At 67.9% G+C, this 22,363-nt stretch carries 21 protein-coding genes; 9 read left to right on the top strand and 12 right to left on the bottom strand.

Annotation, left to right across the window (positions count from 1 at the left end; translation table 11 throughout):
• Window positions 1-7 precede the first annotated feature (7 nt).
• Window positions 8-1,237, top strand: a complete 1,230-nt coding sequence (locus tag AC731_RS10230) for a uroporphyrinogen-III C-methyltransferase (RefSeq protein WP_048705815.1) — start codon at window positions 8-10, stop codon at window positions 1,235-1,237.
• Between the two features lie 10 nt (window positions 1,238-1,247).
• On the top strand, window positions 1,248-2,462 hold the full coding sequence (locus tag AC731_RS10225; protein ID WP_048709978.1) for a heme biosynthesis HemY N-terminal domain-containing protein: 1,215 nt from the start codon (window positions 1,248-1,250) through the stop codon (window positions 2,460-2,462).
• An 82-nt stretch (window positions 2,463-2,544) separates the two neighbouring features.
• Here AC731_RS10225 and hemF read toward each other — a convergent pair whose 3' ends face one another.
• From hemF to dusB, 6 genes are all read right to left on the bottom strand, one after another.
• Window positions 2,545-3,453, bottom strand: coding sequence for an oxygen-dependent coproporphyrinogen oxidase (gene hemF / locus AC731_RS10220; RefSeq protein ID WP_048705812.1), 909 nt, complete (start codon window positions 3,451-3,453; stop codon window positions 2,545-2,547).
• Between the two features lie 6 nt (window positions 3,454-3,459).
• Window positions 3,460-3,792, bottom strand: a complete 333-nt coding sequence (locus AC731_RS10215; protein ID WP_048705809.1) for a YegP family protein — start codon at window positions 3,790-3,792, stop codon at window positions 3,460-3,462.
• A gap of 131 nt (window positions 3,793-3,923) precedes the next feature.
• Window positions 3,924-5,201, bottom strand: coding sequence for a phosphoribosylamine--glycine ligase (gene purD, locus AC731_RS10210; protein ID WP_048705807.1), 1,278 nt, complete (start codon window positions 5,199-5,201; stop codon window positions 3,924-3,926).
• A gap of 31 nt (window positions 5,202-5,232) precedes the next feature.
• On the bottom strand, window positions 5,233-6,822 hold the full coding sequence (purH, locus tag AC731_RS10205; protein WP_048705805.1) for a bifunctional phosphoribosylaminoimidazolecarboxamide formyltransferase/IMP cyclohydrolase: 1,590 nt from the start codon (window positions 6,820-6,822) through the stop codon (window positions 5,233-5,235).
• Between the two features lie 112 nt (window positions 6,823-6,934).
• Window positions 6,935-7,174: a helix-turn-helix domain-containing protein gene (locus AC731_RS10200; RefSeq protein ID WP_004262710.1), complete on the bottom strand. Its 240-nt coding sequence runs from the start codon at window positions 7,172-7,174 to the stop codon at window positions 6,935-6,937.
• Complete coding sequence (gene dusB, locus AC731_RS10195) at window positions 7,171-8,205, bottom strand: tRNA dihydrouridine synthase DusB (protein ID WP_048705801.1); 1,035 nt, start codon at window positions 8,203-8,205, stop codon at window positions 7,171-7,173. Before dusB ends, AC731_RS10200 begins: the two co-directional genes overlap by 4 nt.
• Window positions 8,206-8,422: 217 nt before the next feature.
• On the opposite strand from dusB, the gene AC731_RS10190 reads away from it, so the two are divergent.
• From AC731_RS10190 to AC731_RS10180, 3 genes are read left to right on the top strand one after another with little or no spacing between them, the layout of a single operon-like run.
• Window positions 8,423-9,451, top strand: coding sequence for a methionine ABC transporter ATP-binding protein (locus AC731_RS10190; protein ID WP_048709974.1), 1,029 nt, complete (start codon window positions 8,423-8,425; stop codon window positions 9,449-9,451).
• Window positions 9,451-10,110, top strand: a complete 660-nt coding sequence (locus AC731_RS10185; RefSeq protein ID WP_048705798.1) for a methionine ABC transporter permease — start codon at window positions 9,451-9,453, stop codon at window positions 10,108-10,110. The genes AC731_RS10190 and AC731_RS10185 overlap by 1 nt, the downstream gene beginning before the upstream one ends.
• Before the next feature lie 23 nt (window positions 10,111-10,133).
• Window positions 10,134-10,934 carry a MetQ/NlpA family ABC transporter substrate-binding protein gene (locus AC731_RS10180; RefSeq protein ID WP_048705795.1) on the top strand — a complete coding sequence of 267 codons (801 nt, stop codon included), beginning with the start codon at window positions 10,134-10,136 and terminating at the stop codon, window positions 10,932-10,934.
• A 104-nt stretch (window positions 10,935-11,038) separates the two neighbouring features.
• On the opposite strand, the gene AC731_RS10175 is transcribed toward AC731_RS10180, so the two are convergent.
• The 4 genes from AC731_RS10175 to AC731_RS10160 all read right to left on the bottom strand — a co-directional run bounded on the left by AC731_RS10175 (window position 11,039) and on the right by AC731_RS10160 (window position 15,417).
• On the bottom strand, window positions 11,039-12,250 hold the full coding sequence (locus AC731_RS10175) for an FAD-dependent monooxygenase (RefSeq protein ID WP_048705793.1): 1,212 nt from the start codon (window positions 12,248-12,250) through the stop codon (window positions 11,039-11,041).
• Entirely contained in the window at window positions 12,243-13,598 is a 1,356-nt protein-coding gene (locus tag AC731_RS10170) for an aminopeptidase P N-terminal domain-containing protein (RefSeq protein ID WP_048709971.1), read from the bottom strand. The genes AC731_RS10175 and AC731_RS10170 overlap by 8 nt, the downstream gene beginning before the upstream one ends.
• 92 nt (window positions 13,599-13,690) lie before the next feature.
• A complete protein-coding gene (murU, locus tag AC731_RS10165) occupies window positions 13,691-14,371 on the bottom strand; it encodes an N-acetylmuramate alpha-1-phosphate uridylyltransferase MurU (protein WP_048709968.1) in 681 nt (226 codons plus the stop codon).
• A gap of 17 nt (window positions 14,372-14,388) precedes the next feature.
• On the bottom strand, window positions 14,389-15,417 hold the full coding sequence (locus AC731_RS10160) for an aminoglycoside phosphotransferase family protein (protein ID WP_048705783.1): 1,029 nt from the start codon (window positions 15,415-15,417) through the stop codon (window positions 14,389-14,391).
• Window positions 15,418-15,516: 99 nt separating this feature from the next.
• On the opposite strand from AC731_RS10160, the gene AC731_RS10155 reads away from it, so the two are divergent.
• The 4 genes from AC731_RS10155 to rsmA are packed head-to-tail and all read left to right on the top strand — an operon-like array spanning window position 15,517 to window position 21,191.
• Window positions 15,517-18,012, top strand: coding sequence for an LPS-assembly protein LptD (locus AC731_RS10155; RefSeq protein WP_048705781.1), 2,496 nt, complete (start codon window positions 15,517-15,519; stop codon window positions 18,010-18,012).
• Window positions 18,013-18,043: 31 nt separating this feature from the next.
• Window positions 18,044-19,360 carry a peptidylprolyl isomerase gene (locus AC731_RS10150; RefSeq protein WP_048705779.1) on the top strand — a complete coding sequence of 439 codons (1,317 nt, stop codon included), beginning with the start codon at window positions 18,044-18,046 and terminating at the stop codon, window positions 19,358-19,360.
• Window positions 19,357-20,367: a 4-hydroxythreonine-4-phosphate dehydrogenase PdxA gene (pdxA, locus tag AC731_RS10145; protein ID WP_048705776.1), complete on the top strand. Its 1,011-nt coding sequence runs from the start codon at window positions 19,357-19,359 to the stop codon at window positions 20,365-20,367. Before AC731_RS10150 ends, pdxA begins: the two co-directional genes overlap by 4 nt.
• Before the next feature lie 20 nt (window positions 20,368-20,387).
• Window positions 20,388-21,191, top strand: a complete 804-nt coding sequence (rsmA, locus tag AC731_RS10140) for a 16S rRNA (adenine(1518)-N(6)/adenine(1519)-N(6))-dimethyltransferase RsmA (RefSeq protein ID WP_048705774.1) — start codon at window positions 20,388-20,390, stop codon at window positions 21,189-21,191.
• Between the two features lie 83 nt (window positions 21,192-21,274).
• Here the strand turns inward: rsmA and AC731_RS10135 are convergent, their stop codons facing one another.
• Window positions 21,275-21,466 carry a YgaP family membrane protein gene (locus AC731_RS10135; protein ID WP_004262927.1) on the bottom strand — a complete coding sequence of 64 codons (192 nt, stop codon included), beginning with the start codon at window positions 21,464-21,466 and terminating at the stop codon, window positions 21,275-21,277.
• A 160-nt stretch (window positions 21,467-21,626) separates the two neighbouring features.
• Window positions 21,627-22,328 carry a Crp/Fnr family transcriptional regulator gene (locus AC731_RS10130; protein WP_048705771.1) on the bottom strand — a complete coding sequence of 234 codons (702 nt, stop codon included), beginning with the start codon at window positions 22,326-22,328 and terminating at the stop codon, window positions 21,627-21,629.
• Between the last annotated feature and the right edge of the window lie 35 nt (window positions 22,329-22,363).

Below are 22,363 nucleotides of genomic sequence, written 5' to 3'. Positions count from 1 at the left end.
TCTGGCCATGAACGACGAAACCCCCGCACTGACTCAACCGCCGGGCGCGGCCCAAGCTTCCCGCAAGGACGATGACATGCCCGAACGATCGACCGGGAACGCCGCGCCTTCCGCGCCGACACGCCAGACCATGGCCTGGTGGGCTTTGCTTGTTGCGCTGCTAGCCTGTTGCGCCGCGGCATGGGCTGCCTGGCAGGCACGCGATACCCACGAACAGGCGGTGCAGTTGCGCGAGACGCTTGCCAGCCGGCTTGCCGAAGGCGAGAGCGTTGCCACCGAGGCGCGGGGCATCGTGCGCCAGCAGCAGGAGACCATCGCCTCGATGCAGGGCAAGCTCGGCGCGCTGGAGGCAAAGGTGGAGGCGACCGAAGGTCAGGCTTCGGCGCTGGAAGCGATGTATCAGGAGTTTTCGCGTTCGCGCGAGGACAGCGTGGTGGCGGAAGTCGAGCAGGCGGTTGCGCTCGCAGCCCAGCAACTGCAGCTGGCGGGTAACCTCGAGGCCGCCCTGATTGCCCTGCAGCAGGCGGATGCACGTCTTGCGGCGCACGACCGCGGACAGTACGCGAGCTTGCGGCGGGCGCTTGCGCGCGACATCGAGACGCTGAAGCTGCAGCCGGTCATCGATGTGCCCGGGCTTGGCCTGCGGCTCGAGCGGCTGCTGGAACGCGCAGATGCCATGCCGCTCGCATTCGAAGGCCAGCTCTCGGCGACGGTGGCCGAGACGCCGGCAGCGAAGGCTCAGGCTGACGCGACGACCGATGCGTGGACGACGAAGGTGCTCGGCTATGCGCGCGAGCTGATTGGCGACGTGTGGCACGAGGTTCGCGGGCTGGTGCGCATGGAGCGGCTGGATCAGGACGATCCGGTGCTGCTGGCGCCGGCGCAGAACACTTTCCTGCGCGAGAACCTGAAGATCCGCCTGCTCACGGCCCGCCTTGCATTGCTTGCGCGGGATGGCCGCACCTATTCCGCCGACCTGGCTCAGGCCAGGGTGTGGATCGAGCGCTTCTTCGACCGTCGTGATGAGCGCGTGCAGATGGCGCTGCAGGAATTGCGGGAGCTCGAGTCGGTTTCGATTCGCACCGAGCTGCCGACGCTGACCGAGAGTTTTGCTGCGCTGCGGACCATGCAGGTGCGTCCGGAGCGCCCGCTTCAGCCGGCGATTCCGCGTGCCGAGCCGAGCGTGCCCGCGACGGAACAAGTCCCTGCCGGCGCGAATGGCGCGCCAGCGCGTTGAGGGGGGCACGATGCGTACCCTGATCTGGCTGATCGGCATTTTCGCCCTGGCCGTCGGCGTGGCCATGGTGGCCGGGCTCAACGATGGTTACGTGCTGCTGGTGGCGCCGCCATGGCGCGTGCAGTTGTCGCTCAACCTGCTCGTCGTCATTGTCGTCGTGGGGTTTGCGCTTGCATATGCGCTGATCCGCATCATCAGCCGCACCCTGCAGCTGCCCGGTCGGGTGGCGCAATGGCGGGAACGCCGCCGTCGCGCACGGGCTGGTCGTGCGTTGAATGATTCGATCAATGCGCTGTTCGAAGGGCGCTTCTCGCAGTCGCTGAAATCGGCTTCGCGCGCTTACGAGACGGGCGAGGGCTCGTCGATGGCCGCGTTGATCGCGGCCCGTGCGGCACATGCGTTGCAGGACGAACCGCGGTACCGGGAATGGCTCGAACATGCGGCCGAGCACGGTGCGCAGGGTGAGGTGGCGCGGCTGATGACCGAGGCCGAACTCGCCATCGAGGCCCGCCGGTTCGACGAGGCCGCGGCCAAGCTGGCCACGCTGCGCGCAGGCGGAAATCGTCACATCGCCATGCTGCGCCTGGAGGCGCAGGTGGCCTCGGCCCTGGGGCGTTGGGAAGAGCTGGTGCAGACGGTGCGCCAGCTGCGCAAGCACAAGGCATTGACCGACGAGCAGGCCGCGCCTATGTTGCGCCGCGGTCATGTCGAACGCATGCGCGAGCTGGCGGGCGACGGTGATGCGCTGGCCGCGTACTGGAAAGACATTCCTTCCGTTGAGCTGCAGGACCGGGGGCTGATCGAGCGCGTGTTGCCGCTGCTTGCTGCGGTCGGGCGGGGTGAGCTTGCCCGCAAACAGGTCGAACGCCTGCTCGATGAGCGCTGGGACTCGGGGCTGGCGCGCCAGTACGCGTACTGTGCGGCGACCGAAGGCGATGTGCGCGCCTGTCTGCAGAAGGCCGAGAGTTGGCTGCCGCAGCAGTCGCGCGATGCCGGCCTGCTGTACGCGCTGGGTCAGCTCTGCCTGAACGCGCAACTCTGGGGCAAGGCGCAGAGCTATCTGGAGGCCTCGGTCCAGCATGGGGCGACGGTCGACGCCCACCTTGCGCTTGCCCATCTGCTGGAGAAGCTGGAGCGCACCGACGCAGCCCAGGGGCAGTATCGTGCGGCGGCCGAAATGGTGGCCGGCAAGCAGAAGACTGCGGTGGCATTGTTGCCGGCGTAAAACAGCCGAGTTTTGCTCGGGCGGGCGCGCCTGTCGCGGCGCGCGCGCTCGAGGCGACAGCGCCCGGGTTCGAGTCGAGGCCTCAGGCCCAGTCGCGTGGCTTCAGGTATTCGTCGTAGAGCCGGGCTTCGGGCGAACCGGGCTCGGGGTGCCAGTCGTAGCGCCACTTCACGATCGGCGGCATCGACATCAGGATCGACTCGGTGCGCCCGCCCGACTGCAGGCCGAAAAGCGTGCCACGGTCAAACACGAGGTTGAACTCGACGTAGCGCCCGCGCCGGTAGGCCTGGAAGTCGCGTTCGCGTTCGCCGTAGGGGGTGTCCCGGCGGCGTTCGATGATCGGCAGATAGGCGTCGAGAAAGGCGTTGCCCACCGACTGCGTCAGGCCGAAGGCAGTGCCGTAGTCCGTCTTGCCGTCGGCACCGAGATCGTCGAAGAACAGCCCGCCGACGCCGCGCGGCTCGTTGCGGTGCTTGAGGAAGAAGTAGCGGTCGCACCAGTCCTTCAGGCGCGCATATTCCGCTTCGCCGCCGAACGGCACTACCGCGGCCTTGCAGGTGGCATGGAAGTGGCGCACATCCTCTTCGAACGGGTAGTAGGGCGTCAGGTCCATGCCGCCGCCGAACCACCATACGGGCGGCTTGCCTTCGGCAATCGCGACGAAGCAGCGCACGTTCATGTGCACCGTCGGGCAATAGGGGTTGCGCGGGTGCAGTACCAGGGACACGCCCATGGCCTCGAACCGCCGGCCGGCGAGTTCCGGGCGGTGCGCGGTGGCGGACGCCGGCATGCCGTCGCCCATCACGTGCGAGAAATTGACGCCGCCGCGTTCGAAGAAGTTGCCGTCCTCGATGACGCGGGTGAGCCCGCCACCGCCTCCCGGTCGCTCCCAGCCGTCCGCCTTGAAGGCCATGCCATCGAAGGCCTCGAGACGGCTGACGATGCGTTGTTGCAGATCGGTGAACCAGGGTTTGACGGTGGCAGGATTCATCGTGGATCAGCTCTTGTCATCGACCGGTGCGTCGGCGGCGCCGGCCTTGGTCGCGGCGACCGCCGCTTCGCAGGCGGCAGCATCGGCGAACATCGGGCTGGTGCCGATGACCTGGCCGTTGCTCGCCTTGAGGTTGAAGTAGGGGCGACCGTCCGAGGCCGTCTTCAGGTCATAGCGTTTGTCGTCGGCCGCGTTCTTGCGTACCGACTCGACACCGTTCGTGCAACTCGTCTTGGCGTTGTAACCCTCGCTACGCAGCAGCGTCTTGCCGTCGCCGCTGAGCAGCTTGAAGTGGAACTCGCCCTTTTCGTTCTTCGTAATCTCGAATCTGACGGACATCGGTGTCTCCATGACTGATCACTCGGGATGCGCGCGCCCTATGCGTGCGCAGCGATAGGATAGTCGTGAAGGTGGCGGATGTCAGCGCATGCGGACATCCGCGGTCGACCGCCGTCTGCGGTGCGGAGGGGTCAGCTCTTGCGCGAGAGCGCGCGATGACCGATGTCGCGGCGATACTGGCGACCGTCGAAGCTGATGCCGTCAGCCACCTCGTAGGCGCGCTTCTGTGCGGTGCGCACGTTGTCGCCGAGGGCGGTGACGCACAGCACGCGGCCCCCTGCGGTAAGGATCTGGCCGTCCTGTTCCGCGGTGCCGGCATGGAAGACGTGTGCATCCTCGAGCGCGCCGCCGGGCAGGCCGGTGATGACGTCACCCTTGCGCGGGCTGTCGGGGTAGCCCGCGGCGGCGAGCACCACGCCGAGGGCGAAACGGCGATCCCATTCGGCTTCGGTCTGGTCGAGCTTGCCGGCGATCGCTGCCTCGACGAGGTCGGCGAGATCGGTCTTGAGCCGCATCATGATCGGCTGCGTTTCCGGATCGCCCATGCGGCAGTTGAATTCGACCACGCGCGGCTTGCCTTCGCCGTCGATCATCAGGCCTGCATACAGGAAGCCGGTGTAGGGCAGGCCGTCGGCGGCCATGCCGGCCAGCGTGGGGTTGATGATCTCGCGCATCACGCGCGCATGCACGTCGGGCGTCACCACCGGGGCGGGCGAGTAAGCGCCCATGCCGCCGGTGTTGGGGCCTTCGTCGCCGTCCTTCAGGCGCTTGTGGTCCTGGCTCGTCGCGAGGGCCATTGCATGGCGGCCGTCGGCCATGACGATGAAGCTGGCTTCCTCGCCTTCCATGAACTCCTCGACGACGACGCGCGCGCCTGCATCGCCCATCCTGTTGTCGAGCAGCATCATGTCGATCGCGGCGTGCGCCTCGTCGGCGCTCATGGCCACGACCACGCCCTTGCCGGCGGCGAGGCCATCGGCCTTGATGACGATCGGTGCGCCTTCGGCGTCGATGTAGGCGTGCGCGGCCGCTGCGTCGGAGAAGGTGCGGTACTTGGCGGTCGGAATGTTGTGGCGGACCAGGAACTGCTTGGCGAAGTCCTTCGAGCTTTCGAGCTGGGCTGCGGCCTTGGTCGGGCCGAAGATCGGCAGGCCGGCGGCGCGGAAGGCATCGACCACGCCGGCCGCGAGCGGCGCCTCGGGGCCGACCACGGTGAACCCGACCTGCTCGTGGCGGGCGAGTTCGACCAGGTCGGACACCGCGGTGACGGCGACGTTGTGCAGCTTGGGCTCGCGCGCGGTGCCGGGGTTGCCCGGTGCGACCAGCACGCGGGTGACCTTGGGCGACTGGGCGAGCTTCCAGGCCAGCGCGTGTTCGCGGCCGCCGGAACCGATGACGAGAACTTTCATGAGGCGCTCCGTGTTTCTGCGGGGACGATGCTTAGTGGCGGAAATGGCGGAAGCCGGTGAACACCATGGCGATGTTCTGTTCGTCGGCGGCGGCGATCACCTCGGCGTCGCGCATCGAGCCGCCGGGCTGGATCACCGCGGTGGCGCCCGCCTGGGCGAGCACGTCGAGGCCGTCGCGGAACGGGAAGAAGGCATCCGAGGCGACCACGCAGCCGGCAATCTGCAGGCCGGCGTTCTCGGCCTTGATCTTGGCAATGCGGGCCGAGTCGACACGGCTCATCTGACCGGCGCCGACGCCGATGGTCATGCCGTCCTTGCAATACACGATGGCGTTCGACTTGACGTACTTCGCCACGCGCCAGGCGAACAGCATGTCACGCAGCTCGGCTTCCGTCGGCGCGCGCTTGGTGACGACCTTGAGGTCGGCGATCTGGATGCGGGCTTCGTCGGCGCTCTGCACCAGCAGGCCGCCGCCCACGCGCTTGTAGTCGAAGGCACCGGCGGGCTGGCCGAGCGCACAGGTGAGCACGCGCACGTTCTGCTTGGCGCGCAGCAACTCGAGTGCTTCGGCGGTGTAGGCGGGCGCGATCAGCACTTCGAGGAACTGGGCGGAGACGGCCTCGGCCGCGGCGCGGTCGACTTCGCCGTTGAAGGCGATGATGCCGCCGAAGGCCGAGGTCGGGTCGGTGGAGAAGGCCTTCTTGTAGGCTTCCAGCGGGGTGGCGCCGAGGGCCACGCCACAGGGGTTGGCGTGCTTGACGATGACGCAGGCCGCGGCCGGGCCGTCGAAGGCCTTGACGCATTCCCATGCCGCATCGGCGTCGGCGATGTTGTTGTACGACAGCTCCTTGCCCTGCAGCTGGGTGTAGCCGGCGACGCCGCCCTCAGCTGCGCCGGGCTGGCGGTAGAAGGCGGCGGTCTGGTGCGGGTTTTCGCCGTAGCGCAGATCCTGCACCTTGTCGAAGGCCAGCTGAAGGCGCTCGGGGTAGGTCTGCAGCGACACGTCGCCGGCCTCGTTGGTGACCAGCGCGGTGAGGTAGTTGGAAATTGCCGAGTCGTAGCGCGCGGTGTGGGTGAAGGCCTTCACTGCCAGCGCGAAGCGGGTCTTGTGGCTGAGCTTGCCGGCGTTGGACTTGAGCTCGGCGACGATGCCGGTGTAATCGTCGGGGTCGGTGACGATGCCGACGCCGCCGTCCTCGTTGCCGTGGTTCTTGGCCGCGGCGCGCACCATGGTCGGGCCGCCGATGTCGATGTTCTCGATCGCGTCTTCCAGCGTGCAGTCGGGCTTGGCCACGGTCTGCTGGAAGGGGTAGAGGTTCACCACCACCAGGTCGATGCGGCCGATGTCGTGTGCGGCGATCGTGTCCATGTGCTCGGCGAGGTCACGACGAGCGAGGATGCCGCCATGCACCTTCGGATGCAGGGTCTTGACGCGGCCGTCGAGCATCTCGGGGAAGCCCGTGTGCTCGGAAACGTCCGTCACCGGCAGGCCGGCTTCGCGCAGCAGGCTGGCAGTGCCGCCGGTCGACAGCAGCTTGATGCCAAGGCTGGCGAGTTCGCGCGCGAAATCGAGCACGCCGCGTTTGTCGGAAACACTGATCAGGGCTTGGGTGACGTTCATCGTGGGACCGGAAGCAAGTTTGAAGGGGAAGCGGAAAAGTCTTGGACTGCGAGGTGCACGAAGTGCAGGAATTGCACGCGCGCGGCACGAGACGGCCGCAGCGCCGGTTTTCTTACAGCAGTTCGTAGTCGGTCAGTTTGCGACGCAGCGTGTTGCGGTTGATGCCCAGCATTTCGGCTGCGACGGTCTGGTTGCCCTTAGCCTGCTCGAGGACGAACTGCAGCATCGGGCGCTCGACGTTGCGGATCACCATGTCGTGGATGGCGGCGGGCTTCTCGCCGTCGAGGTCGCGGAAGTACTGGTCCAGCGTGCGGACGACGGCGTCCGCGATCTCGTTGCTGCGGCTGGTCATGCTGCGAGTTCCTGCGGGCATTCGGCTTGCGGGTCCGTCTCGTAGCTCAGGCGGGCGTCGGCCTCTGCGAGCAGGCCGAAGAATTCGTCCACCGCGGCGAGCTGGGAGGGAATGTCGGGAATCTGGTTCATCGCGCGGCGGAAGGCCGCCGAGCCCACCAGGCCCTTGGTGTACCAGGAGATGTGCTTGCGCGCGATCTTCACGCCGCGCTCGTCGCCATAGAAGCCGTAAAGGTCGGCGAGGTGCTCGCGGCAGACCTGATGGATCTCGCTGACCAGCGGCGGCGGCATCAGCTCGCCGGTGGCGAGGTAGTGCTCGATCTCGCGGAAGATCCACGGCCGGCCCTGCGCGGCGCGGCCGATCATGACGCCGTCGGCGCCGGTGTAGTCGAGCACGTGCTTGGCTTTCTGCGGGCTGGTGATGTCGCCGTTGGCGATCACCGGGATCTTCACCAGCGTCTTGACGTGGGCGATGGTGTCGTACTCCGCTTCGCCCATGTACTGGTCGGCGCGGGTGCGGCCGTGGATGGCGATGGCGCGGATGCCGGATTCCTGGGCGATGCGGGCGATCGTCGGTGCGTTCTTGTTGGCGCGGTTCCAGCCGGTGCGGAACTTGAGCGTGACCGGGGTATCCGGCACGGCCTTGACCACCGCCTCGAGGATGCGCGCGACCAGCGGCTCGTCCTGCATCAGCGCCGAGCCGGCCATCACGTTGCACACCTTCTTGGCCGGGCAGCCCATGTTGATGTCGATGATCTGTGCGCCGTTGTCGGCGTTGTACCGTGCGGCCTCGGCCATCATCGCCGGGTCGGCGCCAGCGATCTGTACCGAGATCGGATCGACCTCGCCGGTGTGGTCGGCGCGGCGGCGGGTCTTCTCGCTGCCGTAGAGCAGCGAGTTGGAGGTGACCATCTCGGACACGGCCACGCCTGCCCCCAGCTTCTTGCACAACTGTCGGAAAGGGCGATCCGTCACGCCCGCCATGGGAGCGACGAAAAGGTTATTGCGCAAGGCGAAGCCGGCGAACTGCATGGACGGGTCAGGCGAGGGAAAAGGCGGCATTTTACCTCATCGCTCAAGTGCTTGGGCGCGCTTGCCGTTGCGTCGGTACAACCCCGAGTTCGTGAACCGGCCCGCCGCCGGGCCGGAACGCACGAACGGCTGTGTCGCCGCCTTGCGCGCAAACATGGTGCCGAATTCCGCGCGCAGGTAAAATTCGCGCTTTTTTCCCGTTCGGGACGTGGTTGCCGTGATCCGTATCGAAAACCTGCGCAAGACCTATCGCGCGGCCGACGGCCGCGAGGTCGAGGCGCTCACCGACATCAACCTCGAGATCGGTGCCGGCGAGGTGTTCGGCATCATCGGCCGCTCGGGCGCGGGCAAGAGCACCCTGATCCGCACCCTGAACCTGCTCGAGCGTCCGTCCGCCGGGCGCGTGCTGGTCGACGGCGAGGACATTACCACGCTCGACAGCGAAGGCCTCTACGCGCTGCGCCGCCGCGTGGGCATGATCTTCCAGCACTTCAACCTGCTCAATGCCAAGACGGTCGCCGACAACATCGACTGGCCGCTGAAGGCGACCGGGCATACCAACGCCGCCGCGCGCGCCGCGCGGGTGCAGGAGTTGCTGGCGCTGGTCGGCCTGTCCGAGCACGGGCACAAGTATCCGTCGCAACTCTCGGGCGGGCAGAAGCAGCGCGTCGGCATCGCGCGCGCGCTGGCCAACCGCCCCCAGCTGCTGCTGTGCGACGAGGCGACCTCGGCGCTCGATCCCGAGACCACGCAGTCCATCCTGCGCCTGCTGCTTGACATCAACCGCCAGCTGGGGTTGACCATCGTGCTCATTACGCACGAGATGCAGGTGATCCGCACGATCTGCGACCGCGTCGCGGTGATCGACGGCGGGCGCATCGTCGAGTCGGGCAAGGTCGTCGACGTCTTCCTGCATCCGCAGCATCCGGTCACGCGCAGCATGGTGGCGCAGAGCGACGCGCTCGCTGCGGCGAGCTTCGATCCTGCACACGCCTACATGAGCGACAAGCTGCGCGGCACGCTGGCGCGCCTGACCTACATCGGCGACGTGACCTACCAGCCCATCCTCAGCCGCATCATGGCCGGCGCCAAGGTGCAGGTGACGATCCTTCAGGGTGAGGTCTCCAGCATCAAGGACGTGCCCTTCGGCCAGCTGCTGCTCGAACTCGAGGGTGGCGAGGATGACATCCGCGCGGTGTTCGCCGAGCTCGACCGCCACCAGATCCACCACGAGGTGCTGCAGTAATGGACCTGTCCGTCATCGACTGGAGCGACATCTGGATCGCGACCTGGGAAACCCTGGTCATGACCGGCGTGTCCCTGTTCTTCACCATCCTGCTCGGGCTGCCGCTGGGCATCCTGCTGTTCGTCACCGCCAAGCGCCAGCTGCTGGAGCAGGGCTTCGTCTATACGGTGCTCTCGTTCGTGGTCAACGTGCTGCGCTCGGTGCCCTTCCTGATCCTGCTGATCGTGATGATCCCGGTCACGGTGATCCTGATCGGCACCTCGCTCGGTGTCGAAGGCGCCATCCCGCCGCTGGTGGTGGGCACTGCGCCGTTCTTCGCGCGCCTGGTCGAGAACGTGCTGCGCGAGGTCGATCGCGGCGTCATCGAAGCCTGTCAGGCGATGGGCATCCGCACCCACCGCATCATCTTCGGCGCGCTGCTGCCGGAGGCGCTGCCCGGGCTGATCGCCGCGATCACCGTGACGGCGATCACCTTGATGTCCTATGCTGCGATGTCCGGCGTGATCGGCGGCGGCGGCCTCGGCGACCTCGCGATCCGTTTCGGCTATCAGCGCTTCCAGACCGAGGTGATGGTGATCACCGTCGCCCTGCTGGTCGTGCTCGTCCAGATCATCCAGTACTCGGGCGACCGCCTGGTGCTGTATTTCACCCGCAAGTGATCCCCACGAAGGAGACTTCAACGATGTCGTTTACCCTGCGCAAGCTGCTCGCCGCCGCCCTCGGCACCCTGACCCTCGCCGCCGGCAGCGCGGCGTCCGCCGCCGACCGCCTGGTCATCGCCGCCACCCCGGTGCCGCATGCCGAGATCCTCGAGTTCGTCAAGCCGATGCTGGCCAAGGAAGGCGTGGAACTCGAGGTGAAGGTGTTCACCGACTACGTGCAGCCCTCGATGCAGACCAACGAGAAGCGCGTGGATGGCAACTTCTTCCTGCATCAGCCCTATCTCGACGAGTTCAAGAAGAAGCAGAAGAACGACATCCAGACGGTGGTCGCCAAGGTCCATGTCGAGCCGCTCGGCGCCTACTCGGGCAAGCACAAGACGGCGGCCGACATCCCCGAGGGCGCGACCGTGGCGATCCCGAACGACCCGTCCAACTCCGGCCGCGCGCTGCTGCTGATGGCCAAGAACGGGCTGATCACGCTGAAGGACCTGAACAACATCTCGGCCACCCAGAAGGACATCGCCGGCAACCCGAAGAAGCTCAAGATCCGCGAACTCGAGGCCGCCACCTTGCCGCGCATCCTCAACCAGGTCGACCTGGCGGTGATCAACACCAACTACGCGATCGAGGCCAAGCTGAACCCGCTGACGGATTCGCTCTTCATCGAGGATGCCAGCTCGCCCTACGCCAACCTGCTGGTGGCGCGCGAGGACAATGCCAATAGCCCGGCGATGAAGAAACTGGTCGCTGCGCTGAACTCGCCGGAGGTGAAGCAGTTCATCGCCGACAAGTACAAGGGGGCGGTAGTGCCGGCGTTCTGATCGCACTCAGGCGCGCGTCGCGCAATCGCGGCGCCCCTGAAGCGAAAGGCCTGCTCCCGGTCACGGGTCGCAGGCCTTTTTGCATTGGCGAACGTCGGGTGGGCTCAGGGCCAGGCGCGTGCGCCGAACATCATCCGCCGCGCGATGAAGCCGCGCAGTGGCGGCAGCAGGTCGAGCGCGAGCAGCGCGGCGCCGCGGGCGTGACGCAGCGGGGCGAAGTCGGTGCTGAAGACCCGCACCAGCGTGTCGGTGAAGCGGATCGTGCCGAGGCGGTCGAGCCCGCGGGCGTCGGCATAGGCGGCGAGGATGCGCGCCGCACCGGCATCGAAGGCCTCGCTGGTCGCGCCGGATGGTGCGCGCGCGCTGTCGTCACGGGCGCGCAACAGCGTCTCGGCGAGTGCCCAGACATCGCGCAGCGCGAGGTTGAAGCCCTGGCCGGCGACCGGGTGCAGCGTCTGGGCGGCGTTGCCCAGCCAGACCGTGCGTGGGGCAATGGTCGAGCGCCGGTAGCGCAGCACCAGCGGATAGCGCAGGCGCGGGCCGACGCCGGTGAGCCGCGCGCGGCCACCGATGTGCGCCTGCAGGCGGGCGAGGTAGGCGGTGTCGTCGAGGGCGAGCAACTCGTCCGCCGTCTCCGGCCGGGCGACATGCACCAGGGCGTAACCCTGCCCCTTGGGCAGCAGCGCGACCGGGCCTTGCGGGGTGAAGCGCTCGAATGCCGTATGGCGGTGGCCGCCGGCAACCTGCACGTCGGCGATCAGCGCATGTTGGCCGTAGTCATGCTCGACGACGTTGGCGTCACCGGCGTGCAGTCCGCCCTCGGCGCAGGCGGCGAGGCGGGCGCGCAAGGTGCCTGCCGGCCTGCCCGGGCCGGCGAGGCTGGCGATCACGTCGTCGTCGCCCGCGGCCAGATTGGTGACCTCGGTTTCGTCCAGGACCGGGATGCCGGCGGCGTCGACCGCTTCGCGCAGGGCGGCGGCGAGCGCGCCGGCGGAGGCGACGTAGCCGAGCGCCGGCAGCTCGTGTTCGGCGGCGTCGATCAGCGTGCGGCCGAGCCCGCCCTGATGCGAGATGTGGATGTGCCGGATCGCCGTCGTCGGCAGGGTGTCGCGCACGCCGAGGCGCTGCAGCGTCAGCCGCGTGCCGTGCGCGAGCGCGAGGTCGCGCGGGTCCTTCGTCACCGCCTCGCGCGGGCGGGTGTCGGCGAGCACGATGTCGAGTCCCGCATCCTTGAGCGCCAGCGCCAGCGCCAGACCGACCGGGCCGGCGCCGACGATCAGCAGATCATGCACGCGCTCCGGCGCCGTCTCAGCCATGGCGCGCCTCGCGCATCAGCGCCTCCACGTCGTCGATCGCCTTGGGGACGCCTTCGGTGATCAGTTCGCAGCCGTCGGCGGTGACGACCGCGTCGTCCTCGATGCGGATGCCGATGTTCCAGAAGGCCTCGGGGATGTCGTCGGCGGGGCGGATGTAGCAACCCGGCTCGATGGTCAGCACCATCCCTTCGACGAGCGGCCGCCAGTCGCCGCCGAGCTTGTACTCGCCGGCGTCATGCACGTCCATGCCCAGCCAGTGGCCGGTGCGATGCATGTAGAAGCGGCGGTAGTCGCCGTTCTCCAGCACGGCGTCGAGGCTGCCCTTGAGCAGGCCGAGGTCGAGCATGCCCTGGGCGAGCACCTTGACGGCGGCCTCGTGCGGCTGGTTCCAGTGTGCACCGGGGCGGGTCGCGTCGCGTGCGGCAGCCTGTGCGGCGAGCACGATCGCGTAGACCTCGCGCTGCGCGGCAGAGAAGCGGCCACTGACCGGGAAGGTCCGGGTGATGTCAGAGGCGTAGCCGTCGAGCTCGCAGCCGGCGTCGATCAGCAGCAGGTCGCCGTCCTGGAGGCGCTGGTCGTTCTCGACGTAGTGCAGCACGCAGGCGTTGGCGCCGCCGGCGACGATCGAGGTGTAGGCCGGCGCCTGGCTGCCCGCGGCGCGGAAGGCATGCAGCAGTTCGGCCTCGATCTCGTACTCGAAGCGGCCTGGCCGGGTGGCGCGCATCGCGCGGCAGTGGGCGTCGGCCGAGATCTGCGCGGCGCGGCGCATGGTGGCGAGCTCGGAGGCGTCCTTGACGAGGCGCATCTCGTCGAGTTCGGCGCGCAGGTCGCGCACCGAGTGCGGTGGGGTGAGGCCGGTGCGCGCCTTGTCGCGCACGGCGTTCAGCGCGCCCAGCACCTTGGCGTCCCAGTCGTTGTCGTAGCCCAGGCCCGACCACAGCAGGGGCTGGTCGGCCAGATAGTCCGGCAGGCGCCGGTCGAGGTCGCCGATGGTCCAGGCCTCGTCGAAGCCGAAGACCTCGCGCGCGGCCTCGGGGCCGTAGCGGTAGCCGTCCCAGATCTCGCGCTCCTCGTTCTTCTCGCGACAGAAGAGGATCTGCCTCGCTTCCTTGCCGGCGACGAGCACGACGACCGCCTCGGGCTCGCGGAAGCCGGTGAGGTAGTAGAAATAGCTGTCGTGGCGGTACGGGTAGTGAGCGTCGCGGTTGCGGATGCGCTCGGGCGCGGTCGGCAGGATCGCGACCCCGCCGCCGGCGGCCTGCATGCGGGCGAGCAGGCGGTCGCGGCGGGCGCGGAAGGGCGTGTTGTCCCCTGGGGTGTTCAGGTTCGGAATCGTGGGAGCGTTCATGGGCGGCATTATGGCACTGGCAGTAGGACGGGCGAATGTAGGGGCGCCGGCGCAGTGCGCCCTGCGGTTCGATGGGCTATCCGGTGCGAGGTTCAGCGTGCGCGGGCGAGTTGGCAATCGAGTTCCGCCAGGCGCTCGGGGGTGCCGACGTCGATCCACCGACCCGTGTGGTGCTGGCCGGTCACCTTGCCGGCATTCATGGCTTCGCGCAGGAGGGGGGCGAGCTTGGCCGGCGTGTCGTCGGCCAGGCCGGCGAACAGAGCCGGGTGGTAGGCGCCGAGGCCCGCGAAGGTGAGGCGCGGATTACCGTCGGCGTGGATGTGGCCGTCAGCGGCGAGGCGGAAGTCGCCCTCGGTGTGGTGCGCAGGGTTGTCGACCAGTAGCAGGTGGGCGAGGGGGCCTTCGGCGCTCAGGCTTTCGGCTGCGGTGCGCAGAGCGGCGAAATCGGCATCGCAGAAGACGTCGCCATTGATGACGACGAAGGGCTCCTCGCCCAGCAGCGGCAGCGCATGCCGGATGCCCCCGGCTGTCTCGAGCGCGGTGGCTTCGGGGGACCAGGCGATGCGGACGCCGAACGCCGAGCCATCGCCCAGCGCATCTTCGAGACGGTGGCCGAGGTGAGCGTGGTTGATGACGAACTCGGTGAAGCCGGCGGCGCGCAGGCGCTCGATGTGCCACACGATCAGTGGCTTGCCGCCCACGGGCAGCAGCGGCTTGGGCGTGTGGTCGGTGAGCGGACGCATGCGCTCGCCGCGACCGGCGGCGAGGATCATTGCGCGGGTGCGGGTCATCAGAAGGTGTATCCGACCTGTACGTCCTCGGGCTCGAGGCGGTCGAGCAGCTTCAGCAGCGGGCCGAGGTCGCGGTAGCGCTTGCAGGCGCGACGCAGGTAATCCATCACCAGCGGCATGTCGGCGAGGTAGCCGTCCTTGCCGTCGCGGTGGTAGAGGCGGGCGAAGATGCCGAGCACCTTGATGTGACGCTGCACGCCCATCCACTCGAAGTCGCGGTGGAAGTCGGCGAACTCCTCGCGTACCGGCAGGCCGAGCTTCTTCGCGGTTTCCCAGTAGCGGATCAGCCGGTCGAGGATGAAGGCCTCGTCCCAGCGGATGTAGGCGTCCTTGAACAGCGACACCAGGTCGTAGGTGATCGGGCCGTAGACCGCGTCCTGGAAGTCGATGATGCCGGGGTTGGTGCCGAGGCCGGCGGCGGGCTCGAGCAGCATCAGGTTGCGCGAATGGTAGTCGCGATGCACGAAGACCTGTGGTTCGGCGAGGTTGGTCGCGAGGATCTTGTCGAACGTCGCGTTCAGCGTGGCGGTCTCGGCCGCGGTCAGCGTGACACCCTTGTGGCGGGCGACGTACCACTCCGGGAAGAGCTGGAGTTCGCGCAGCAGTAGCGCACGATCGTATTCCGGCAGCACCCCCGGACGGCTGGCGCACTGGATTGCGGCCAATGAGCCGAGGGCGTCGGCGTAGAGGTGGGCGGCGCGGTGTTCGTCGGGCTGCACCTTCAGCGCCTGCAGGTAGGTCGTCGAGCCGAGGTCGGAGAGCAGCAGGAAACCCTGCCCGAGATCCTGGGCGAGCACCTCGGGCACATGGGCGCCGGCGACGCGGAAGAGCTCGGCCACGTGCAGCCAGGGGCGCAGGTCCTCCTTCTCGGGCGGGGCGTCCATGACGATGCGAGAGGGGCTGCCGTCGGCAAAGGTGGCGCGGAAGTAGCGGCGGAAACTGGCGTCGGCCGAGGCCGGCGCGAGATCGAAGGCCTGGCCGGGCAGGGTGGAAGCGAGCCAGGCGCGCAGTTGTTCGAGGCGTTGCAAACGGGTTCTCCACGGGGTTCGTGTACAATCCGCGAGTTTATCAACACGGTCGTGCGCCAGGGGACGAGCCTGCGTGCGACGCGAGCCGCGAAGCCTGTCATGCCCCTGAATACGCGCATGCGTCTGATCCCCCTGTTGCTGTGCTTGATGTCCGGCCCGGTCCTTGCCGCCGGACTGCCGCCGCTGCTGGTTTCGCCCGACCTGGTCCGCGATGGCCGCGCAGCCGCGACGCCCCGGCCGGCCGCGGCTGCGCAGCCCGCGCCTGCGACGCGATCCGCGCCGGCCCCCCGTGCTGCGCCGGCCTCCGCAGCCACGGACGCTGCGCGCGCCGGCACTCCGCCCGCTTCCGCGCCCCGGACCGCTGTCGAACGCGGACCCGCGCCGAAGCCCATGGCTTCCCGGGACCCGTCGTTGGCCGCGGGGGACACGCTGATCAAGGCCCAGCGCATCCTCGGTACGCGCAGTGTCGAACTCGTGGCGGACGGCGATGCCGAGCTGCAGCGCGACGACACCGTGCTGACCGCCGATCGCGTCACCTACCGCGAGCCGGTGGATGAGGCCGTGGCCGAAGGCAACGTCGTGCTGCGTGCCGGCCAGGACACGATCACCGGGCCGAAGGCCACGCTGGTCATCGGCGAGAGCACCGGCCAGTTCGAGACGCCGGCTTACACCTTGACCCGTGATCGGGCTCCGACCGCGGCCGGTGAAAGCGCCCGCCCGGTCTCCGGCAGCGGAAGTGCCGATGTGCTCCGGCTCGAAGGCGAGAACCAGTACCGCCTCAAGAACGCCACCTGGTCCACCTGCCAGGCGAGCGACCCCGACTGGTACATCAAGGCGCGCGAACTCGAGCTCGACTACGACCGTCAGGTCGGCACCGCGCAGGGCGGCTCGATCGTGTTCCAGGACGTCCCCATCTTCTGGATGCCGTGGGCCGAGTTTCCGCTCTCGGGCCAGCGCCAGTCCGGTCTGCTGCCGCCCACCTTCGGCTCCTCGAACAAGACCGGCGCGGACCTGGCGGTGCCCTACTACTGGAACATCGCCCCCAACTACGACGCGACGATCACGCCGCGCCTGATGAGCCGGCGCGGCATGCAGCTCGGCGGTGAGTTCCGCTACCTGAACGAAACCTACCGTGGCGAGTCCCGGGTCGAGTGGATGGCGAAGGACAACCTCACCGGCGAGGAGCGCAGACTGGCGTCGATTCAGCACGAACAGCGGATCACGCCGCAGCTCTACGGCTCGCTGGACTTCAATTCGGTGTCGGACGACAGCTACTTCGAGGATCTGTCATCGCGGATTGCGGTCGCTTCGCAGGTACATCTGCTGCGGCAGGGGAGCCTCTATTACTCCAGCGGCTCGTGGTGGAATGCATCGGCGCTGGTGCAGAGCTACCAGACCTTGAACCCGGATCCCGACTCGATCACCGCCACGCCGTACCGCCGGGTCCCGCAACTGCTGTTCAACGGTTACCGACCGGGTTTGCCGGGTGGCCTCGTGTTCGATCTCGATGCGGAGTACGTCCGTTTCGCCCATCCCGACAAGGCCTACGCCGAGGCCGACCGCCTGACGGCTTATCCGCAAATGTCCCTGCCCATGCAGGGCGCAGCCTGGTTCCTGACGCCTAAGGCAGGCTTCCACGCCTCGTCCTACGATATCGACCGTCCCACGGCCGATGCCGGCAAGCCGGATTCGATCTCGCGCAATGTCCCGATCCTTTCGTTCGACGGCGGACTGTTCTTCGAACGCGAAACTTCCTGGTTTGGCACTGACTTCGTCCAGACGCTCGAGCCCCGTCTGTTCTATCTGCGTGTGCCCAAGCGTGACCAGCGCGACATCCCGTTGTTCGACACCACGCTCTACACCCAGAGCTTCGCGGAGATCTTTTCCGAGAACCGCTTCTCCGGCGGCGACCGCATTGGCGACGCCAACGATCTGACCGCGGCGGTCACGACGCGGCTTATCGACCCTGAAACGGGTGCCGAGCGCCTGCGTGCGTTGATTGGACAGCGCTACTACTTTTCCGACCAGGAGGTCGGGCTATTCGAAGGCCAGGAGTTGATCCAGGCTGGCGGACGGACGGACGTGCTCGCCGGCCTCGGTGGCAAGGTGACGCAGCACGTGTCTGTCGACTCCTATCTGCAGTACGACACCGGCGAAGGGCAGACAGAGCGTTTCAATGCCACGATGCGCTACCAGCCGGCCTATGCCAAGGCCCTCAATGTCAGCTATCGCTACGGTCGCAATGTCGTCGGCTACGGCGGCGAGCTCGGCCTCGAGGATCTTGATGTCTCCGCCCAGTGGCCGATCGGTCGCGGTTGGTACGGCGTTGGCCGTGTGACCCGCTCGCTCAAGGAAAGCAGGGTCACCGAAGCCATCGGTGGCCTTGAATACGACGGCGGCTGCTGGGCGTTCCGGGTGGCGGTACACCGCTTCGCGATCGAACGCGACGACGTTTCACAGGCCATCTACGTCCAGCTCGAGCTCAACGATCTGGCCGGCATCGGCTCCAACCCGCTCAGCCTGCTCACGCGCAGCGTGCCGGGCTATGGCAAGATCAACGCCTCTTCGGCCGACCGCGTGTTCGGTGTCGACTGAATCCGTGCGAGTCACCCCTCAAAATCACACCATGAACCGTAACCTGTCCCGTCCCCGTTTGCTGCTTGCCGCCGGCCTGTGCAGCCTGGCCTTGAGTCTGCCGTTGCATGCCGCACCGCGGCCGGTCGAAGTCGATCGCATCGTCGCGGTCGTCAACAACGAAGTGGTCACTGCCCTGCAACTGCGGGCGCGTGTCGACCAGGCCGTGCGCCAGCTCCAGCGCCAGGGGGGCCAGCTGCCGCCGGCAGACGTGCTCGAACGCCAGTTGCTGGAGCGGCTGATCGTCGAGCGTGCCCAGCTGCAACTGGCGCGCGAAACCTCGCTGCGCGTCGATGACGCGACGCTCGAGCGTGCGATCGACCGTATCGCTGCCAACAACCGCCTGAGCGTCGAGCAGTTGCGTGAGGCGTTGGCGAAGGACGGTGTGACGTGGTCGCGGTTCCGCGACGAGATCCGCACCGAGATCCTGCTGACCCGCCTGCGCGAGCGCGAGGTGGACAGCAAGGTCGTCGTGACCGACGCCGAGATCGACAACTTCCTCGCCAGCAATCCCGACGCCTTCTCGGGCCAGGAGTTCGAGGTCGCCCACGTCCTGCTGCGCGCCCCGGAGCAGGCTTCGCCGCAGCAGATCGAGGCCCTGCGCACGCGCGCCGAAGGCGTCATGGCCCGACTGCGCTCGGGCGAGGACTTCGCCCGCGTCGCCGCCGAGGTGTCGGACGCACCCGATGGCCTGTCGGGCGGCAGCCTGGGATGGCGTCCGCTCGACCGCCTGCCGGCGCTGTTCGCCGAGGCGGTCCGCAACATGCGTCCGGGCGAGACTTCGCAGGTGCTGCGCAGCGCCTCCGGCCTGCACATCGTCCGCCTCGTCGATCGCCGTGGCGGTGGCGATGCGGCGGTGGCAAAGCTCGAGCAGACGCGGGCGCGCCATATCCTGATCAAGACCTCCGAGGTGCTGTCCGACACGGACGCCGAAGCGCGCCTGCTGGGCATCCGCGAGCGCGTGGTCAATGGCGCCGATTTCGGCGAGCTGGCCAAGGCCAGTTCGGCCGACCTGTCCGCCGCCAAGGGCGGCGATCTCGGCTGGCTGAACCCGGGCGACACCGTGCCCGAGTTCGAGCGCGCGATGAACGCGCTGCAGCCGGGCGAAGTCAGTGCCCCGGTGAAGTCTCCCTTCGGCTGGCACCTGATCCAGGTCGTCGAGCGCCGCGTGCAGGACGTCACCGACGAGCGCAAGCGCAATGCCGCCCGTGCCGCACTGCGTGACCGCAAGGCGGAAGAAGCCTACGAGGACTGGCTGCGCCAGCTCCGCGACAGCACCTACGTCGACCTGCGCCTGGAGCGCGAATGACCACAGGCCGTGGCGCGAAGCCGGTCGTCGCCGTCACCAGTGGCGAGCCGGCTGGCGTAGGGCCCGAGTTGTGCGCGCGCCTGGCCGGGCGCGAATGGCCGGTGACGCCGGTCATCCTTGGCGACATCGATCTCTTGCGCGCACGCGCCGCGCTCACCGGCAGTCCGCTGCGCTTCGTGCCTTGGGAAGGGCAGGCGTCGCCGGACGGCGCGCTGCCGGTCCTGCATGTTCCGCTCGCCCGGCCGTCCCGGCCCGGGGTGCTGGATGCCGCAAACGGGCGCTATGTGCTCGAGCTTCTGGATCGCGCCATCAAGGGCTGCATGGAAGGCGAATTCGCCGCCATGGTCACCGCCCCGGTGCATAAGGGCGTGATCTGCGAGAGCCTGGGTGCGCCCGATGCGATGCCTTTCAGCGGCCACACCGAGTACCTCGCCGAGCAAACCCACACGCCACGCGTCGTGATGATGCTGGTCGGTGGCGGCATGCGGGTGGCGCTCGTCACCACTCACCTGCCGCTCGCGCAGGTGCCGGCGGCCGTCACGGCGCCGGCGCTGGAAGAAACGATCCGCATCCTGCATACGGATCTCGTACGCCACTTCGGCATCACCGCGCCGCGCATCCTCGTCGCCGGGCTCAACCCACATGCGGGCGAGGGCGGGCACATGGGGCGCGAGGAAATCGACGTCATCATCCCGGTGCTGGAGCGACTGCGCGCCGAAGGCATGCAGCTCATCGGCCCGCTGCCGGCGGACACGCTGTTCGTGCCGCACACGCTGGCGCAGGGCGACGCGGTGCTGGCCATGTATCACGACCAGGGCCTGCCGGTGCTCAAGCATGCGAGCTTCGGCGGCGGCGTCAATGTCACGCTGGGCCTGCCGATCATCCGCACCTCGGTGGACCACGGTACGGCGCTGGACCTGGCCGGCAGCGGCAAGGCCGACCCCGGCAGCCTGTTCGCCGCCCTGGACCTGGCCGCGACGATGGTCGCCGCGCGCGCCGTGCGCTGAGCGACACGACAAGGACGCCCATGCAAGACTTCGAGACCGACGGCCATCGCGCCCGCAAGCGCTTCGGCCAGAACTTCCTGTCCGACCCCAACATCATCCGCAAGATCATCGACGCCATCCGACCACAACCGGGCGAGCTGATGGTCGAGATCGGCCCCGGTCTGGGCGCGATGACGGCGCCGCTGATCGAGCGCCTCGGGCACCTGCACGTGGTCGAGATCGACCGCGACCTGATCGCCCGCCTGCACGAGACCTATGCGCCCGCGCAGATCACGGTGCACGAAGGCGATGCGCTCAAGTTCGATTTCAGTAGCCTGTGCGCGGGCGGCGACCAGCCACTGCGCATCGTCGGCAACCTGCCCTACAACATCTCCACGCCCATCCTCTTCCATCTGGCCGAGTACGCCGACCGTGTGAAGGACATGACCTTCATGCTGCAGAAGGAAGTGGTGATGCGCATGGTGGCCGAGCCGGGCACCGAGGAGTACGGCCGCCTGTCGGTGATGCTGCAGTATCGCTTTCGCATGGGCCGGATGTTCGACGTGCCGCCGGGGGCCTTCCGTCCCGCCCCCAAGGTCATGTCCAGCATCGTGCGCATGGCGCCGCTGCCCAAGGATCAGCTGGGGGCGCAGGACGAGACGCTGTTGGGCAAGATCGTCACCGCCGCCTTCGGCCAGCGCCGCAAGACATTGAAGAACACGCTGCGCGACTACATGGGCGATGCCGACTTCGCGGCGCTTGGTATCGATCCGAGCCTGCGCGGCGAGAAGCTGTCGGTGGAGCAGTTCGTCGCCATCGCCAACCACTGCTGCGCGCGCGGCTGATCCACGCCGGAAGGCGAGTGCCGCGCCCCAAAAGAGAAAAGCCGGCATCAAGCCGGCTTTCTGCATTCTGCGGTGGAAGCCGCTTACTTCTTGTTCAGCGGGCAGGTGTTCATGCCGAGCAGGGTGTAGGCCGGGCACCAGCCCATTGCGCCGGTGACCAGCGGCAGGATGCCGATCCACGCCCACACCGGGCCGCCCATCAGCGCCCAGGCGATCAGCGCGATGCCGACCAGGATACGCAGGATCTTGTCGATGCCGCCAACATTCGTCTTCATGAGTTTCTCCTTGCAGGGATGGGACAGTGGCGCGATTGGATCACGCCGGCCCGTCGGCCGTCTGTAACCATGGTTACATAGCCCTTGCAGGATAGATGGCCCGCCGGCATTTTGCGAAGAACGTCGATGTCATGTGCGGCCGGTGCGCCCGGCACGAAGCTCAGGCCTTTACCGAGCCTTCGGCCGACAGCCGGCGCAGGCCGGCCGGGTCGAGGATCTCGACCTGCTCGCGCCCTAGCCGCACCAGCCCCTGGTCGGCAAAGCTCTTCAGCAGCCGGCTGACGATCTCGCGCACGCTGCCAAGCTCGTCGGCGAGCTGCTGGTGGGTGACGTGCAGCAGCCGGCCCTTGCCCAGCAGCAGTGCGGCCAGGCGCTGGTCCAGCTTGCGGAAGGCCACTTCCTCGATCAGCTGCATCAGGTCGGCGATGCGTTCGGCGAACAGGTGGAACACGAAATCGCGGAACGGGCGCTCGGCCATCATCTCGTCGAACACGGCCTTGGGCAGCAGCATCAGCAAGGTGTCGGACTCGGTCACGCCGCGCGCGTTGTAGTCCTCGTGGCCGAGCAGGCAGGACGAGGAGATGATGCAGGTCTCGCCCGGCCCCACGCGGTACAGCGGCAGCTCGCGCCCGCTCGCCGCGCATTTGCTGACCCGTACCGTGCCCTCGACCACGAAGGGGAAGCCCTCGCAGGCCTGGCGGTCGTCGAACAGCATCGCGCCGGCAGGCACGCGCATCCATTGGGCACTCTTCAGCAGAAGCGCGCGCGCGGGTGCGGACAGGGCGGCCAGCACCGGGTAGCGGCTTTCCAGACGCTCGGTTTCGGTCATCGGCACGGAGCCGGGCGCGGCGTTCGAACTCATCGGCACATTGTCGTACGGATTGCAACCGGACGGGA

This window comes from Thauera humireducens (assembly GCF_001051995.2).
Taxonomy (GTDB): Bacteria; Pseudomonadota; Gammaproteobacteria; order Burkholderiales; family Rhodocyclaceae; genus Thauera; species Thauera humireducens.
This window is presented reverse-complemented; position numbering and strand designations above follow the sequence as displayed.

What these genes read in the sequence shown, in the direction of transcription:
- murU (WP_048709968.1), bottom strand. Translation starts at nt 14,371, where the DNA reads ATGATCCTCGCCGCCGGTCGCGGCGAGCGCATGCGTCCGCTCACCGAC.
- dusB (WP_048705801.1), bottom strand. Translation starts at nt 8,205, where the DNA reads ATGCAGTTCGCCGGCTTCGCCTTGCGCAATAACCTTTTCGTCGCTCCC.
- AC731_RS10175 (WP_048705793.1), bottom strand. Translation starts at nt 12,250, where the DNA reads ATGGCTGAGACGGCGCCGGAGCGCGTGCATGATCTGCTGATCGTCGGC.
- AC731_RS10130 (WP_048705771.1), bottom strand. Translation starts at nt 22,328, where the DNA reads ATGAGTTCGAACGCCGCGCCCGGCTCCGTGCCGATGACCGAAACCGAG.
- AC731_RS10135 (WP_004262927.1), bottom strand. Translation starts at nt 21,466, where the DNA reads ATGAAGACGAATGTTGGCGGCATCGACAAGATCCTGCGTATCCTGGTC.
- AC731_RS10225 (WP_048709978.1), top strand. Translation starts at nt 1,248, where the DNA reads ATGCGTACCCTGATCTGGCTGATCGGCATTTTCGCCCTGGCCGTCGGC.
- purD (WP_048705807.1), bottom strand. Translation starts at nt 5,201, where the DNA reads ATGAAAGTTCTCGTCATCGGTTCCGGCGGCCGCGAACACGCGCTGGCC.
- rsmA (WP_048705774.1), top strand. Translation starts at nt 20,388, where the DNA reads ATGCAAGACTTCGAGACCGACGGCCATCGCGCCCGCAAGCGCTTCGGC.
- AC731_RS10200 (WP_004262710.1), bottom strand. Translation starts at nt 7,174, where the DNA reads ATGACCAGCCGCAGCAACGAGATCGCGGACGCCGTCGTCCGCACGCTG.
- AC731_RS10155 (WP_048705781.1), top strand. Translation starts at nt 15,517, where the DNA reads ATGCCCCTGAATACGCGCATGCGTCTGATCCCCCTGTTGCTGTGCTTG.
- AC731_RS10180 (WP_048705795.1), top strand. Translation starts at nt 10,134, where the DNA reads ATGTCGTTTACCCTGCGCAAGCTGCTCGCCGCCGCCCTCGGCACCCTG.
- hemF (WP_048705812.1), bottom strand. Translation starts at nt 3,453, where the DNA reads ATGAATCCTGCCACCGTCAAACCCTGGTTCACCGATCTGCAACAACGC.
- AC731_RS10185 (WP_048705798.1), top strand. Translation starts at nt 9,451, where the DNA reads ATGGACCTGTCCGTCATCGACTGGAGCGACATCTGGATCGCGACCTGG.
- AC731_RS10170 (WP_048709971.1), bottom strand. Translation starts at nt 13,598, where the DNA reads ATGAACGCTCCCACGATTCCGAACCTGAACACCCCAGGGGACAACACG.
- purH (WP_048705805.1), bottom strand. Translation starts at nt 6,822, where the DNA reads ATGAACGTCACCCAAGCCCTGATCAGTGTTTCCGACAAACGCGGCGTG.
- AC731_RS10230 (WP_048705815.1), top strand. Translation starts at nt 8, where the DNA reads ATGAACGACGAAACCCCCGCACTGACTCAACCGCCGGGCGCGGCCCAA.
- AC731_RS10150 (WP_048705779.1), top strand. Translation starts at nt 18,044, where the DNA reads ATGAACCGTAACCTGTCCCGTCCCCGTTTGCTGCTTGCCGCCGGCCTG.
- pdxA (WP_048705776.1), top strand. Translation starts at nt 19,357, where the DNA reads ATGACCACAGGCCGTGGCGCGAAGCCGGTCGTCGCCGTCACCAGTGGC.
- AC731_RS10215 (WP_048705809.1), bottom strand. Translation starts at nt 3,792, where the DNA reads ATGTCCGTCAGATTCGAGATTACGAAGAACGAAAAGGGCGAGTTCCAC.